Origin of the sequence: Brevundimonas diminuta 3F5N, from assembly GCF_900163625.1 — a bacterium.
GTDB classification, from domain to species: domain Bacteria; phylum Pseudomonadota; class Alphaproteobacteria; order Caulobacterales; family Caulobacteraceae; genus Brevundimonas; species Brevundimonas diminuta_A.
The window spans coordinates 75,788-89,994 of sequence record NZ_FUIE01000045.1 but is presented as its reverse complement, the minus strand read 5'-3'; the positions used below and the strand labels follow the sequence as shown (position 1 = coordinate 89,994).

General features: G+C 68.1%; 14 protein-coding genes. 6 read left to right on the top strand and 8 right to left on the bottom strand.

Annotated elements, in window-relative coordinates:
* Positions 1–95 precede the first annotated feature (95 nt).
* From FM111_RS08890 to FM111_RS08855, 8 genes are all read right to left on the bottom strand, one after another.
* Positions 96–1,115, bottom strand: coding sequence for a DUF3363 domain-containing protein (locus FM111_RS08890; protein ID WP_256968166.1), 1,020 nt, complete (start codon positions 1,113–1,115; stop codon positions 96–98).
* A 547-nt stretch (positions 1,116–1,662) separates the two neighbouring features.
* Positions 1,663–2,610: a DUF2493 domain-containing protein gene (locus tag FM111_RS08885; RefSeq protein WP_087140604.1), complete on the bottom strand. Its 948-nt coding sequence runs from the start codon at positions 2,608–2,610 to the stop codon at positions 1,663–1,665.
* 306 nt (positions 2,611–2,916) lie between these two features.
* Positions 2,917–3,420 (bottom strand): GcrA family cell cycle regulator, encoded by a 504-nt coding sequence (locus tag FM111_RS08880; RefSeq protein WP_143276077.1) that lies wholly within the window; start codon positions 3,418–3,420, stop codon positions 2,917–2,919.
* A 123-nt stretch (positions 3,421–3,543) separates the two neighbouring features.
* Positions 3,544–3,960 carry a single-stranded DNA-binding protein gene (locus tag FM111_RS08875; RefSeq protein WP_087140602.1) on the bottom strand — a complete coding sequence of 139 codons (417 nt, stop codon included), beginning with the start codon at positions 3,958–3,960 and terminating at the stop codon, positions 3,544–3,546.
* Positions 3,961–3,992: 32 nt separating this feature from the next.
* A complete protein-coding gene (locus tag FM111_RS08870) occupies positions 3,993–4,403 on the bottom strand; it encodes a hypothetical protein (protein WP_087140601.1) in 411 nt (136 codons plus the stop codon).
* 122 nt (positions 4,404–4,525) lie between these two features.
* Complete coding sequence (locus FM111_RS08865; RefSeq protein WP_087140600.1) at positions 4,526–6,739, bottom strand: ParB/RepB/Spo0J family partition protein; 2,214 nt, start codon at positions 6,737–6,739, stop codon at positions 4,526–4,528.
* A gap of 28 nt (positions 6,740–6,767) precedes the next feature.
* Positions 6,768–7,727: a toprim domain-containing protein gene (locus FM111_RS08860; RefSeq protein ID WP_256968165.1), complete on the bottom strand. Its 960-nt coding sequence runs from the start codon at positions 7,725–7,727 to the stop codon at positions 6,768–6,770.
* 8 nt (positions 7,728–7,735) lie between these two features.
* Positions 7,736–8,404, bottom strand: a complete 669-nt coding sequence (locus FM111_RS08855) for a JAB domain-containing protein (RefSeq protein WP_087140599.1) — start codon at positions 8,402–8,404, stop codon at positions 7,736–7,738.
* Between the two features lie 236 nt (positions 8,405–8,640).
* Between FM111_RS08855 and FM111_RS08850 the strand changes: the two genes are divergently transcribed.
* From FM111_RS08850 to queC, 6 genes are read left to right on the top strand one after another with little or no spacing between them, the layout of a single operon-like run.
* A complete protein-coding gene (locus FM111_RS08850; protein ID WP_143276076.1) occupies positions 8,641–9,555 on the top strand; it encodes a hypothetical protein in 915 nt (304 codons plus the stop codon).
* Positions 9,552–10,652, top strand: a complete 1,101-nt coding sequence (gene dbpB, locus FM111_RS08845; RefSeq protein WP_087140597.1) for a DGQHR domain-containing protein DpdB — start codon at positions 9,552–9,554, stop codon at positions 10,650–10,652. The genes FM111_RS08850 and dbpB (FM111_RS08845) overlap by 4 nt, the downstream gene beginning before the upstream one ends.
* Positions 10,649–11,935, top strand: a complete 1,287-nt coding sequence (gene dpdA, locus FM111_RS08840; RefSeq protein WP_087140596.1) for a tRNA-guanine transglycosylase DpdA — start codon at positions 10,649–10,651, stop codon at positions 11,933–11,935. Before dbpB (FM111_RS08845) ends, dpdA begins: the two co-directional genes overlap by 4 nt.
* Complete coding sequence (gene dbpB / locus FM111_RS08835) at positions 11,932–13,035, top strand: DGQHR domain-containing protein DpdB (RefSeq protein WP_087140595.1); 1,104 nt, start codon at positions 11,932–11,934, stop codon at positions 13,033–13,035. The genes dpdA and dbpB (FM111_RS08835) overlap by 4 nt, the downstream gene beginning before the upstream one ends.
* A 50-nt stretch (positions 13,036–13,085) precedes the next feature.
* A complete protein-coding gene (locus tag FM111_RS08830; RefSeq protein ID WP_087140594.1) occupies positions 13,086–13,457 on the top strand; it encodes a 6-pyruvoyl trahydropterin synthase family protein in 372 nt (123 codons plus the stop codon).
* Positions 13,454–14,146 (top strand): 7-cyano-7-deazaguanine synthase QueC, encoded by a 693-nt coding sequence (gene queC, locus FM111_RS08825; RefSeq protein ID WP_087140593.1) that lies wholly within the window; start codon positions 13,454–13,456, stop codon positions 14,144–14,146. The genes FM111_RS08830 and queC overlap by 4 nt, the downstream gene beginning before the upstream one ends.
* Positions 14,147–14,207: the final 61 nt, after the last annotated feature.

Genomic DNA, 14,207 nt, shown 5'->3' with positions numbered 1-14,207 from the left:
GCGCTTCGTCTCAACCTCCGCCCCACCGTCGCTCAGCACGTTTTTACACGGCCTCAGTCAGAAGCAGCCATACAAGGCTTACTCTCGACGAGCCTTCAACGCTCCAGCCTCTGCCCCTTCATCATCACTTCCACACCTTGCGGGCCAGAAGCCAACGCCACCGCCTCCCCGACCGCCAACGCCTGCCCGCCCACCTTCAGCCGCCCATAGTGCTCCACACCCTGAGCATCCCGCACCACCACAAACGGCGCCGCCCCCGCCTCATCATGGAAGCCCGCCTTCACCACCACCCCTGCCACCTTCTCGCGCCCCAGAACCCGCACCTCCCGCGCGCCGTCCAACTGACGCTGGTTCATCGTCCTGATGATGTCCCGCCGCACCTGAAGCGTCCGCAGCTTCATCTCCATCTCAGGGTCGAGCCGGTACCCCGGCCCTACCCGTACTGCGAGCCCCAGCCCCTCCAGATGCCTTAGCCGCCCCCGGCTCAGCGCCGCCCAGGCGGCGCCTCCTTCCACTCCGTCATCGATCATTCCGCGCGCATCCGCTGCCGCCAGCAGCCTTCTATCCAACCCGGTGAACCGATCTGCCTGGGTCTCCTTCCAGACCCGCCGTTCGGCCTCCACGCGCGACAGGTCGCCCAGTCGCTCCTGCGCCACCTCCTGCGCCCGCGCCCGAAAGCCGTAGCCCATGTAGTCGCGCGGAATGACCAGGTCCCGTCCATCCCCACGCCGTCCTCTCACCAGGACATGGGCGTGCGGCTGGTCCGTGTCGTAGTGACAGGTCGCCACCCAGCGCAGTTCCGGCTCGCCCAGATCGGCCGACACCCGTGCCATCACCTCGCACACATAGCCCCTCAGATCGGCGATCCGATCGCCGTGCTCCGGCGAGATGATGAAGCGGAAATGATGGCGATCCGCGCTCCAGCCCCGCGTCTCAAGCGACGCCCCCACGCCGTCGTCCGTACGGTCGAAGAAGTCCGGCCGCGCCCCTTCGGCGCCCGCCCCCGGCCGCCCGAGATAGGCGACGTGCGCCGCCAGCGCCCCCGCCCGAGCTGCGGCCTTCCCGACATGGCGCGACACCAGGGCCTTCACGATCACCCGCTGACGAACGTCCATGCGGAAGGCCCTGCCCGACCGTCCCTGCGCCGCCCTGAGCACGCCCGAACGATCACCCAGGGCGAACTGCCGCGAGGCCGCTAACCGCCGAATCATGCCTATCCGAACTGGAACACGGTCAGTCTTCAGGGACAGGGGAAGGCGGACCTCGACGCCCTGGAGGTCTCGTGCCGGGCCCGTGGCCAACCTGCCTTCGATCGCCTCGCGGATGAGCATGTCGCGTCTCCCGAAAGGGCCGCCGGTCCGGCCGAACCCGACAACTCTCCGCAAGTCATCCAGAGCCCGACATTCATCGACTAACCCACCGAAAGGATAGGAAAAAGAAGGTCGCGCCAACACCTCCTTTTATCTTGCCCTAAGCCCCTTTTCGCAGATTTCCGGACATCGCCGTCAACACCCCTCGCACCTCATCAAACCTCCGCAAACGAGACCCGACAGCCCCTTCGCCGACACCTCGTCCCTCTACCCAGCCCTCCAGGCGACACGAAAAGACCCGCCCGGCCGAAGCCGAGCGGGTCAGATCGAAAGCTTAGGCGACGGTCGCCTCTCAGTGCGAGCGCGACCGAACCGCCAGATGCCGGACGCCCTGCTCCATCGCCTTCTGTTCGAGGTTGAGCGCAGGCCCGAACGGACGTCCGTCCACGGCCCTCGCCTCGTCGAGAGACCGCGAGAGCGTGAGGCAGCAGGTCGGCTCGAGCGCGATCAGTTCGTCGTTGGCCCTGAAGGGCGCGGCCTTGCCGTGGGCGTCGAAGTCGGCCCGGGCGAGGATGAGCGTCACCCCCTTCTGCTGGGCCCATCGGATCGCCAACTTCTCCGCGCCCTTCGCTCCGGTCGTCGCCAGCGCCATGTCCGGCCACTCCGCTAGCGCCCAGTTCAGGGCGTCGAAGATACGCACCGCATCCTCCGCCGCATCGGCCGTCGGCGCGCCCCGGAAGGCCACGACCGGTCCTGCATGATGCGCATCCTCCGCCTTCCGGTGGCGGACCGCGCGGATGGCCTGCTTGGCCTCCAACTGCGCCGCCGTCAGGAAGCTCCCCCGGCGGCTGCCCCGCCAGGCCGTCCAGACCTCGCCAGTGGCGACCGTCCAGGCGTCGGAGGCTGCATCCCTGATCCTCTCGGCCGCCTGCGTGGCCGCATCTCCGGCTCGCGCCTTGGCGGTCGCTTCCTGAAGCTCGACGTCCGCCGCCTCCGATCCGTCGAAGTCGCGATCGAGCCGGCGCATCACGTCGCGCGCCCGGTCGGCCTCCCGTTCGATCCGTCCGGCCGCCGAGTGAAAGGCGCCGATCAGGGCTTCGCCAAGGAGCGTCTGGAAGTCCTCCAGGGCCGTGTCCGCGATCACGTCCAGCAGTTCGGTCATGAGCGCTCGCCCGAGTTGGACCAGGGCTTCCTCGGAGGCCTGCGGACGCTGATCGCCAAGCGCTTCGGCCAGATCATCAATGGCGCAGGCGGCGTTCGCCGCGAAGACCGAGGAGAAGGCGAGGTTGGAGCTGTGCATCGTATCATTCCAGTTCTGAAACGCCGAAGCGCCCCATGCGCAACGACCCCATCCCTGGCCACGTCGGGGTCCCGGGCGGTCACCGCAGCGGCCCTCCTCTCGAGGGCCGCGAAGGGAAACGGCGAAGCCGTTGACGGCCGGGGTGACGTGTCAGGATGGGAAGTCGTTGTGTGGGGGCATGTCCTCGTCCTTCTTTGGACGAGGACGCCATTCGGCGCCGTCGCGCCGACAGCCACCGAAGACATGTCCATCGCCCTGGACCGCGACGACGGCCTGCGGCCGTCGTGTTGCACACCATGGCCGACCTCAGTCGGCGCCGACCAATCTCAGAAGGCTCTCGGTCGTACAGATCCGCTTCTGATAGCCCACCTCGGCATGGGCTGCGCAAAAGGCGCCGCGCGCAACCGTGCGCCCGCACAGACCGAACCCCGCCTCGCCGGAACAGCCATAGGGCCAGCGACACTGACCCGCTTTCACCGACAGGAGGGTCGCGGTCGGACGCGATGGCAATGCGATCGCAACGGCCAAAGGCGCGGCCGCCGTCCCAGGTTCAGGCGGCCCTGACGGACGCGAGGCGGTTCGTGAGGCCGTCTCCTTCGTCCGACGCGACTTCGAACGGGACGGCGCCGCCGGGCGCACGCGTCGGGCCTCCGGTTCTCGGGCCAGACCCAGGCGATAGACCTTGCCCAGGACCGCGCAACGGGAGACGTCGGGTCCCAGCGCGTGGGCGATCCAGGCGGCCGTCCGCCCCTCCTTCCAAAGGGCGATCAGTTGTTGGGTTCTCTCGGGGGTCCATTTGGCGGAGGTCATGGCGACGCTCTCAGTCAGCAAGCCCAATCGGCTCGCCCGCCTCCGCCCTTCCTTCCCCTCCCGGACGAAAGAAGGCCCGGCGCATATGCGCCGGGCCCATGGATCGAGAGGTCGCCGATGAACTCAGAAGGGAATGTCGTCATCCAGGACGGACGCACCCGCCTCCGAGACATAGGCGTCATCCGCGTCCGCCTCGCTCGCGCCGGCGGCGCGTCGGTTCTTCAGCCGCATGTCCTCCACGATCACCCGCAGGTCGAAGTGTTCGACGCCGTCCTTGCCGGTCCAACTGTCGTTCTCGACATGGCCCTGGATGACGACACGGCTGCCCTTTCGGGCATAGGGAGCGACATAGTTCTCCGTCGTCGCTTCGTTGAAGCAGACGCAGTTGAAGCCGGTCGTCCGTTCACCCGGTTCGCCGTCGGCGCGGCGATAGCGTGTGGTCTCGAGCACGCGGAAGCTGGCGCGCTTTCGGCCCGAACCCTGGGCGGAGAGGATGGACGGGTCTGCGGCCAGATAGCCTTCGATGACGAGGGTCTGCATGGTCAGTCTCCTTGGAAATGAGGGATGAGCGGTCAGGCAGTCGCGCGACGGCCCTTAGGCAGGCGCGTCGGCTCCGTGGTTTCGGCGGGCGCATCAACGGCTGTCTCCGCCTCCGCGTCCGCGACCTTGTCGACGGCCCAATCGAGGACGGTCAGCCGGTTCACCACCAGTTCCTTGGCGGCGCGCTCGGTCCCGTCGCGGGCCGTGTAGGCGGTGTCGACAAAGGCCCCGACAACCAGGGCCTCACAGCCCCTGGCCAAGCCGCGAGCGATGACCTTCTCATTGAGCCCCTTGGCCCAACTGACGCAGTTGATCCCGACGATGCGGTCCTTGCCTGCGAGGTCGACGCCGCGTTTCTCCAGCAACCTGAACACCGCCTTGGCGAAGTCCGGGCTGATCTGAGGGTCGGCCGCGAGACGGCCGGTGAACACCATGGTCTGCATGTCAGTCTCCTTGGTCCAGAGGCCGGGAAGACCCTCTCCCCGTTTCACCTCGCCTCCACGAGCCCTTCCTCCTTCTCCAGACCGGTTCCGCCGGGCGCATCCCGACGAAACCGGCTTTCCGGTCAGGCGGCCGCGTCATCCGCAACGGCATCGACAACTTCAGCGGCGACCAGGGCCGCCTCCCCGGCCGGCGTCACTACGAAGACCCCGACGCCCCCGCGGGCTTCTCCGGCGACCGTCTCGCTATCGGCCGCCTGATCGCCGGCCTCCGCGTCGTCGCCAAGGCCGTCCCCCAGGTCAGGCCGCCCCGCAGCGTCGGAGGCGTCGGCGTCAGCGGCCTCAGCGTCAGTGATGTCCGCGGCGCCATCAGACGCCAGCCTCCACGACAGGCAGGCCGGGGCCCAGTTGCGCGCCCTCGCCTGGTCTTCCGTCCAGGCCACAAGGTCACCCTTCCTCAACCGGGCGGCGGCGTCGGTCTCCGCCCCCATCTGCTCCAGCATAGTCAGAAGTTGCTCGCGGGAATGCGGGCGCAAATAGGCGCCGTCCGGCGTCCACCAGCGCGCGATATCCGCTTCGCAAAGGTCCGCGATCTCAGCGGCCTCGGTCCGCGCGACCCGGCGCATCAGACTGGTTCGGTCCTCGCGAAGATCCAGGCTGAGAGCCGTCAACGCCGCCAGAAGGCCCAGTCGGTCGGCCTGGTCCATGGCGTGGATCCAGGCGATCATGGTCATCCCCGACGCCTCCCAGGCGCGGCGTCGCTCGTCGAGACGTTCCCGCACCGCACCGTCGAGCGCGTCGATGATCCGCCCTCCCGTCGGATTGAAACCCGAGGCGGTGATCGCCAAGGCCGCTTCAGACCGTCCGATCGGCGGCCAGACCGACATGGCCCCGAACAGGCGGGCGACCAGTACGCTCAGAGCGACCTCGGGCGCCTCCGCCAGGGCGCGGATCAGGCCACGCGTCGCCGTATCCGTGCGCGTCGCGTGCAGGACGTGGCTGACGCCCTCCACCTCGGGCGCCGGGGCTTCAGCGCGAGGCGGCGCATAGGCGCTTCGAGCAACAGGGGGCCTCGCCGCCTCCAGCGCGGGATCCACCTCCTCGGCCTCGTCATCTGTCGGCCTGGCCAAGTCGATCTCCGTTTCCGCCGGCCCGTAGCAGTCCACCTCCACACCGGTCCGCAGCGACGGCCTGAGCACCAGAACCGTGGCCAACCGCTGTCCGGCGCCCGCCTGGTCCTGGGCGACGCGCGCCCGAACAAAGGCTTCAACCGCTTCAGCCCTGTCGTCGTCAGGCGCCTCGGGCTTGATCGCCGCCACAACCTCGCCCGCCGCCTGCGCCTGGTCGCGGGCTGCGCGATAGACAAGGGTCGCTTCGTCAGAAAGGCCGCCATAGGCGTAGTAGAGTTGCTCCAGGTCGTCGGGCAGGTCCGGCCCCTCATCGCCCGCACTGAGATGAACGGTCAGCCCCTCCGCCTCGAAGGGCGCCGCCGCCTCCGCCGCCCGCTTGAGCCAGGCGCGGGTCAGGGCTTCCGGGTCGAGCAGGACAGGCGGCAACTCCCCAAACAGGTCGGCCTCCGTCCGGCCGCCCTCGGCCGCATAGAGATCCGGCGACACCAGGCCGCAGCGAGGATCACGATCCGTGATGCGCCCCTCTCCCAGTTGTTCCTGGATCCGCCACTCGGGCAGGCCGTGGCCGTCCAAAACGGCCTGGGCCAGTTCCGCCTGGGCGTCCGCGTCCTTCAGTCGGGCCAGGAGCCTGGCCTGGCGCAGGGTGATCCGGCCGCTCTTGAGCGCCTCCAGGGCGACGGCCGGCAGGGCCGACAGGGCCGCCAGCCGCCGGATCTCGACCTCGCCATAGCCCAGAGCGCGGGCGATGGCCTTCACGCCAAGGCGCGCCTTCAGCATTCGGCCGATGGCGGCGACGACATCCGCGACATGGACCGGCACGGCGGTGTTGGTCAGGACGACCGCCGCGGCCTGGCGCGCCCGGTCGGTCTCGACGAAGACTTCGACGGGATGATCGTCGTCGATGACGCCATTGTCGCGCAGCAACCGCAAGGCCAGCAGACGGCGTCGTCCGTCCAGCACCATATGGGCGGCTTCGTCGCTTCGGCCCGGTCGGACCGTCGGAAACTGCAGCAGACCAGCGGCGGCTATGGTCTCCGCCAGTTGCGAAATATCGTCGTCGGGCGCTTCGCCGTGACGCAGGTTTTCGGGCGCGACGTCCAGATCGCCGAGGCGCACGACGACGATATGGCGCGTTGGCGCGGACGGCGTCGAAACAGCGGGCGTCGAAGCGGGCGCCTTGGCGGCGGCCCTCAAGGCAGAACGAGTCATGGGTCTTCTCCCACCGGTCTGGCGGGGCCTATCCCCGCTCGTCCGGCGCCCCGCCCCGCCCTTCCTTCTCCTCCCGATCGGCGACCGCGACATCGTTCCAGTCCCCGCAAGGCGCCGGCGGCAGACAGATACGGGCCGCCGCCCCTTCGGCTCTGAGGCGAAAGCAGAGCTTAGCGGCCGCCATCTCGCCGGCCGGGCCCCGATCGCCGGCGATGAGGACGCGGCGAACGCCTTCAGGCGGCGACCAGCGCGCCAGGTTGCCCGCCGACAGCAGGGCCCAACCAGGAAGGTCGAAGCGCGCCATGGCCGAGAGCGTCGTCGCGACCCCCTCGCCCACGACGATCTCGGCCTCCGGCGGCGAAAGGCGCACCGCCACCCCGGCCGGGATCGACCCAACCGTCTTGCGGGGAAGGCGAAGGCGGCGCGCCGCTCGTCCGTCCCGATCGAGATAGGCGATCTCCACGGCGCTAATCGCGCCGTCAGGGGTTCGGATCGCCGCCATCAGGGCCGGACAGGTCAGACCGGTCTGGCGAAACACCGAAACCGGCGCGGCCGGATGGCGGCGCAGGTCCTCGGACGCCGATCTGAGGCGGACGCCCCGAAGGCGGAAGTAGCGATCGCAAAGATCGCCCTCCGCGAGCGGGAGGCCTTCCGTCCAGAGCGCCTGGGCGACGGCGATGCGGCTGCGAGGCGGCGGCCTTGGCGAGGCCGCCTCCCTGTTCGAGACCGCCCCCGACGCGCCGGTCATACGGCCCGCGGCGTCGATCAGGCCCAGGCCATGAAGATGGGTGCGGACGGCGCGCCAATCCGCTGAACCGAAGCCGTGGATCACCAACCGGTCGCGGTCGAGCAGCAGGGAGACGGACCGATCCGCAGCACTGTGGCCCGGCGCCGGCACATTGGCGCCCTGGCCGCCGTGATGAAGATCGCCGCCTAGGGCGGCGACAATCTCACGAAGGCTCAGGATGCGATTGAGAGGGCAGGTCATGGCCGGGCTCACATCAGGCCGAGCGCGCGAAAGCTCTTTGTCCCCTCTCGACCGACGATCACATGGTCGTGGACCTGGATGTCGAAGACCTTGGCGGCGTCGATGATCCGGCGCGTCATCTCGATATCCGCCTGCGAGGGCGTCGGATCGCCGGAGGGATGGTTGTGCACCAGGATCATGGCCGAGGCCGAGAGCTCAAGCGCCCGCCGCACGACCTCCCGAGGATAGACGGGGGCGTGATCCACGGTTCCGTCCGTTCGCAACTCCTCGCGAATGAGGATGTTGCGCCGATCCAGGTAGAGGGTTCGGAACTGCTCCCTCGGCGCATGGGCCAGGGCCGCACGGAGATAGGACGTCAGGGCGGTCCAGGACGACAGGACCGGCCGCCGACAGGCTTCGGCGCGCGCCATGGCGACAGCCAGCGCCTGTACCCGGCTCAAGATCGCGATCCCGGCTTCCGAGAGTCCCTCGCGCCGCAAGGCCGCCGCATCGGCGGCGGCGACCCCGGCCAGCCCTCCGAAAGCGTCGACCAGGCCGATGGCGGTCGCCCGGGCGGCGGGCGAGGACAGACTTCGTTCCAACACACCGACCAGCAGGTCGATATCGGCGTCGGTCGTCGAGTTCGGCGACAAGGACGGGCGGAGGGCGGAAACGGATGGCGACGAGGATGGCGACACGGCGGTCTCCTGGGCTGCTCGCTCCGAATCGGAGCGCCCCCGACCGCCCTTCCTTTCTCCCTTCGCCGGGACGCCCGGCTTAAAGGAAGCAGCTCAATCGTCGCCGCTGCGGGCCCAGACGGGCACACTCCCTTTTAGCCTAGCGTTTGGAGAAATCCGATGGAAAACTACACAGCGCGCTTGGATGATTTGCGCAAAAACTGTAGGCCGTCGCCTCGCTAAAGGTCCTTCCAACCGTGACACTCGTCATCGTCATGTGCAGCAAGCGCAAACGCGCTGAAGCGGATTCCGCCCTCTACGCCAGGGACCTGGACGCCGACGACACGCAGGCTGTCGCGAACGCCTGGGGCGACCGTCTCGCCAGGGCGCCGACGCAGGTCCCCGCCGGCGATCTTTACGCCGGGCGCGGCTTTCTCGAAGCGCGACGCGCGGCCGCTCATCTGGAAGCTGATCTCGCCGTGGTCTCCGCCGGACTGGGATTGGTCGAGGCGACGACGCTCGCGCCCTCCTACAGCCTGACGACCGCGTCGCGAGACGCCGACAGCGTGCTGGCCAAGACCAGGGGAAGCGCCTCCGCCTGGTGGAGCGCGCTCCAAGCCGCCTCGCCCTTCTCAAGTTCGGCGCCCGCCCGTGAAACCGGCCTGATCCTCGCCGGCCTCTCGGCCCCCTATCTGTCCATGGTGGCCGACGAATGGAGCGCTTGGCCCGCCGAGCGGCGCGCTCGCCTGCGCATCTTCAGCAAGGAATGCCCATCTGGAGCCGCCGAGGCCCTGGCCGCCTCCTGGATGCCCTATGACGACCGCCTGGACGCTGTGGGATCGGACCTCGCCGGCACCCAGGGCGACTTCGCCCAACGCGCCTTGCGGCACTTCGCCGTCGCCATCGGCGGCTCCTCGGACGCCGCTGACGACAGCGACAAGGTCCTCGGCGCCCTCGACGGGCTCCAGGCTCGAAACACGCCGGTGCGCCATCGCCTGACCGACGACGCCGTCCTGCAACTCATCAACGCGCACTGGGAGACCGTCGGCGGCCGCTCTGGAGCCATGCTGCGGCACCTGAGAGGCGCCCTCGGCTTCGCTTGCGAACAGGCTCGCTTCAAGGACCTCTTCAAGCAAGCGGCCGCCGCCCGCCGCCTCGAGGCGACGTCATGATCCCCGGCAAGGTCACCGTGCGCGCGCTGCGGACCCGCCAGGGCTCCGACATCGACGTCTACGCCTTCTTTCTTCCCGGCCATCAGGTGGCCCAGATCGCCGACATCAGCCGACTGCGGCGCGGCGACGGCCATCTCGAGGGCTTTCAGCGCCGGGAGATCAAGGCCCACGTCTCTGAGATCACCGAGTTCCTCAGCCAGGGTCCGGTCCTCTTCCCGAACGCCATCATCCTCGCCCTGTCGCCCCAGGTCCGTTTCAAGTCGGCCCGAGGCCCCGCCGGCGAGGACGAACTGGTGCGCAGCGGCGAACTCACCATTCCTGTTCGGCCGGAAGGCCAGCGCGCCGCCTGGATCGTCGACGGCCAGCAAAGATCCCTCGCCCTGGCCAAGGCGGGCCAGACCGGCGTTCCCGTGCCGGTCGTGGCCTTCGTCTCCGACGACGTCTCGGTCCAGCGCGAGCAGTTCATCCTGGTCAACAAGGCCAAGCCTCTGCCTTCGCGCTTGATCGACGAACTCCTGCCGGCGATGGCGGTCGCTCTGCCGCGCTCGCTCAAGGCCAGGCAACTCCCCAGCGCCCTTTGCACGGCCCTGAACGATGATCCTGCCTCGCCCTTCCACGGCCTGATCAAGCGCGAATCCCAGGCCGGAGGATCGGAGGCTGTGATCACCGACACGGCCCTGACCAACGCCATCGCCCTCAATCTGAGGCCCGGCGGCGCCCTGGGGGCCTATGACCCTGAAACCGGCCTGGACGCCGCCTACCAGGCTCTGACGACCTACTGGAGCGCGGTCCGCGACGCCTTCCCCGAAGCCTGGGGCAAGCCCTCAGGCGCCAGCCGCCTGATGCACTCGGTCGGCATTCGCGCCATGGGCGCGCTGATGGATCCGATCTGGACCCGCGCCGACGCCGCCCAGGACCCGACCGCCCATGTCTCGGCGGCGATCGCGCGCATCGCACCGCGCTGTCGCTGGGTCGACGGCGACTGGGAAGAACTGAACTGGGCCTGGAACGATCTCCAAGCCACACCCAAACATATCAAGGGCTTGAGCGAGTATCTGCTCAAGTTGGATCGAGAGCTTTCCAGGCCGAACCGATGAAATTCATATTCGCCGACAGCCTCGATTTCGTCGATCCCGGCTACGACTTCATCAATGATCGCAATGCGCCGGAGCGAAAGCCCTATTGGGACGACGCCTATCCGCACGAGATCCTCGGCTATGCGCCCTATCACGGGATGCTGGTGTCGCGCGGCATCGTCGGCGACGGCCCGGTGAAGGGCAAGTACACCGACGCCCAGGCCATGCGATTCCGCCGCGTCGGCGCCCGCGAGTTCCTGCGCCTGAACACCCCGGCCTTCAAGGATCTCGCCCTGTTCGGCGACTGCGGCGCCTTCACCTATGTCAAGGAAGACGTTCCGCCCTACACGCCCGCGGACACGGTCGCCTTCTATGACGACTGCGGCTTCACGCACGGCTGCTCGGTCGACCACATCATCTTCGACTTCGACGAGACGGTGCGCGGCATGGAGGGCGGAAGCGCCGAGGCCCATCGTCGCTTCGATCTGACCCTCGAAAACGCCGACGTCTTCCGTCGCGAGGCGGCCCAGAGCGGCGGCTTCACGCCGATGGGCGTGGTTCAGGGCTGGTCGCCGGCCAGCATGGCCGAGGCGGCGCGCCGCCTGGTCGCCATGGGCTACGACTATCTGGCCATCGGCGGCATGGTTCCCCTGAAGTCAGCCCAGATCAAAGCCTGCCTCGCGGCCATTCGCGAGGCGATCCCAGCCGGCACGCGTCTTCACATCCTCGGCTTCGCCAAGGCCAATGAGATCCACGAGTTCGCGCCCTTCCATATCACCAGCATCGATACGACCTCGCCTCTGCTGCGCGCCTTCAAGGACGACAAGCAGAACTACTGGCTGACCGAGAACGGCGGCATGGACTACTACACCGCCATCCGCGTGCCCCAGGCGATCGAGAATCCGCGCCTGCAGCGCCACGTCCGCCAGGGCGACTTCAAGGCCGAAGCCCTCACCGCCATGGAAACGGCCGCCTTGGGGGCCCTGCGCGCCTACGACCACGACGATCTCGACCTCGAGGGCGTGCTCGAAACCGTCCTGACCTACAACGCCATCCTGGCGACAGGACAGGCCTATGAAGACGTCCGCCACACCCCCGTGATGGAGAAGCTGCGCGGTCGTTACCGCGCCACCCTGGCCGACAAGCCATGGCGGCGCTGCGACTGCCGCATCTGCCGCGATGTCGGCATCGAGGTCGCCATCTTCCGCGCCAGCAACCGCAACAAACGCCGGGGCATCCACAATCTGTCCGTCTTCAAGACGGTCGTGGACGCCCTCTCCACCCCCGGAGACCTCGTCCCATGACCGCCCAAACCCTGACCTTCCTGGCCGCGCGCGCACGCCAAAGCGTCGAGCACGACGTCCTGACCTTCGCCGCCACGGCCGATCAGGTCCTGTCCTTCTCCGAGATCGACCGGGTCGGACGAGACGCGCAGGGCTCCCTCAGCGGCTTCCAACGCCCGCAGATCGCCGGACATATCCGCGAGATCCGCGACTATCTCGAGACGGACGTCGCCGTCCTCCCGAACGCCATCGTCGTGGCCTTTATCGAGGGGAACGGCGTGACCCTCGAAGACCTCGACGGGGGCATCTGCCGCATCACCCTCGATCTGGGCGCCGACGCGCCCAAGGGCCTGGTCGTGGACGGCCAACAGCGTCTGACGGCCCTGAGCCAGACCACGCGCAAGGACTTCCAGTTGTTCGTCTCCCTGCTCATCTGCCGAGACGAGGCGGAACTGCGACGTCAGTTCGTCCTGATCAACAACACCCGCCCCCTGCCGAAGTCGCTGATCTATGAACTGCTGCCGACGGTCGACGGCCTGCCGAACCGGATGCAGAGCCGACAGCTCGCCGCCCAACTGACCGAGCGGCTGAACTTCAACGCCTCCTCTTCCTTGCAGGGTCAGATCCACCAGCACACCAATCCATCCGGCGTCATCAAGGACACGGCGATCCAGAAGGTGCTGATGAACTCGCTCAGCGACGGCGTCATGCGGGCGATGGTCAAGGAGATCAACGGCCAGCGTCAGTGCTTCGACCTGATCAGCGAGTTCTACAAGGCCGTCCAGAATGTCTTCCCCGAAGCCTGGTGGGGCCACAAGTCGGCGACCTCGCGCCTGGTCGGCGGCTCCGGCATTCAGGCCATGGGCTATGTCATGGAAACCCTGGCCCTCCTCGACGACGCCCGAACCTGGCGCGACTTCGCCCGCGGCCTCGCCTGCCTGGAAGGCCGTACCGCCTGGACCGAGGGATCCTGGGACTTCGGCAACGGCGACGTACGTCACTGGAAGGCGATCAACGTCACACCGACCGACGTCTCCCTTCTCGCCCGCCATCTGGAGGGCATTGTCCGTCGCGACGTCCGCGCGCGCCGCGCCAAGCTCGCGGAGACGGAAGCCGCCTAAGGCGCCCCTCCCTCACCTCGCCCGACTCATGATCTCCTCTCGGCTGCGCCATGTATGAACTGACCAAGCAATTCCGTTTCGACTGCGCTCACACGCTTGAGCGCACGATCGACGCCGAGGGCAGTCGGCGCATCCACGGCCATTCCTATCGCGCCGAGGTCACCCTGCGCGGCCGTCCCGATCCCGCCAGCGGCATGATCATCGACACGGCTCTGCTGGCCCGAAAGCTCGAACAGGCCCGCGACGCCCTCGACCACCGTTTCCTGGACGAGATCAATGATCTCGGCCCGGGGACGATGGAGAATCTGTGCGCCTACATCTGGCGCAAACTCGAGGACGAGATCTCCAACCTTCACAGCGTCGCGGTCCTGCGCGACTCCACGGAAGACCGCGTGACCTATTTCGGCGCCGCATCCGCATGAGCGGCGCCCTGGTCCTCTTCTCCGGCGGCCAGGACTCGGCCACCTGTCTGGCCTGGGCTCTGGACCGCTTCGAGCGGGTTGAGACCCTCGGTTTCGACTACGGCCAACGCCATCGGAACGAGCTCGACGCCCGCAAGACCGTCCTTGACCGCATTCAGATCTTCCCGCAGTGGGCCGGCCGCCTTGGCGAAGACCGCATCCTCGACCTCGGCGTCCTCGGCGAGATCAGCGACACCGCCCTGACCCAGGACATGGCGATCGCCACCGCCGCCTCCGGCCTGCCCAACACCTTCGTGCCCGGCCGTAACCTGCTCTTCCTGACCTTTGCGGCCGCCATCGCCTACCGCCGAGGGCTCAAACACGTGGTCACCGGCGTGTGCGAGACGGACTACTCTGGCTATCCGGACTGCAGGGACGACACCATCAAGGCGCTCCAGGTCGCGCTCAACCTCGGCATGGAGACACGTCTCGTCCTCGAGACCCCGCTGATGTGGATCGACAAGGCCCAGACCTGGGCCCTGGCCGAGCAGCTCGGCGGACCGGATCTGGTCGAACTGATCCGCGCCGAGACCCTGACCTGCTACAAGGGGGATGCCGAAACCCAGAACCCCTGGGGACGCGGCTGCGGCGAATGCCCGGCCTGCGACCTTCGCCGCAACGGCTTTGAACGGTGGCGCGCCGCCACCTGACGGAACGACGAAATATTAGCCCTTCAGGCGATTGCAAAACCAGCGCCCGTAGGCTTCAATC

Coding starts and splice junctions, on each gene's coding strand:
- dbpB (WP_087140597.1), top strand. CDS start 9,552: ATGATCCCCGGCAAGGTCACCGTGCGCGCGCTGCGGACCCGCCAGGGC.
- FM111_RS08860 (WP_256968165.1), bottom strand. CDS start 7,727: ATGACCTGCCCTCTCAATCGCATCCTGAGCCTTCGTGAGATTGTCGCC.
- dpdA (WP_087140596.1), top strand. CDS start 10,649: ATGAAATTCATATTCGCCGACAGCCTCGATTTCGTCGATCCCGGCTAC.
- FM111_RS08890 (WP_256968166.1), bottom strand. CDS start 1,115: ATGGACGTTCGTCAGCGGGTGATCGTGAAGGCCCTGGTGTCGCGCCAT.
- FM111_RS08885 (WP_087140604.1), bottom strand. CDS start 2,610: ATGCACAGCTCCAACCTCGCCTTCTCCTCGGTCTTCGCGGCGAACGCC.
- queC (WP_087140593.1), top strand. CDS start 13,454: ATGAGCGGCGCCCTGGTCCTCTTCTCCGGCGGCCAGGACTCGGCCACC.
- FM111_RS08875 (WP_087140602.1), bottom strand. CDS start 3,960: ATGCAGACCCTCGTCATCGAAGGCTATCTGGCCGCAGACCCGTCCATC.
- FM111_RS08870 (WP_087140601.1), bottom strand. CDS start 4,403: ATGCAGACCATGGTGTTCACCGGCCGTCTCGCGGCCGACCCTCAGATC.
- FM111_RS08880 (WP_143276077.1), bottom strand. CDS start 3,420: ATGACCTCCGCCAAATGGACCCCCGAGAGAACCCAACAACTGATCGCC.
- dbpB (WP_087140595.1), top strand. CDS start 11,932: ATGACCGCCCAAACCCTGACCTTCCTGGCCGCGCGCGCACGCCAAAGC.
- FM111_RS08865 (WP_087140600.1), bottom strand. CDS start 6,739: ATGACTCGTTCTGCCTTGAGGGCCGCCGCCAAGGCGCCCGCTTCGACG.
- FM111_RS08830 (WP_087140594.1), top strand. CDS start 13,086: ATGTATGAACTGACCAAGCAATTCCGTTTCGACTGCGCTCACACGCTT.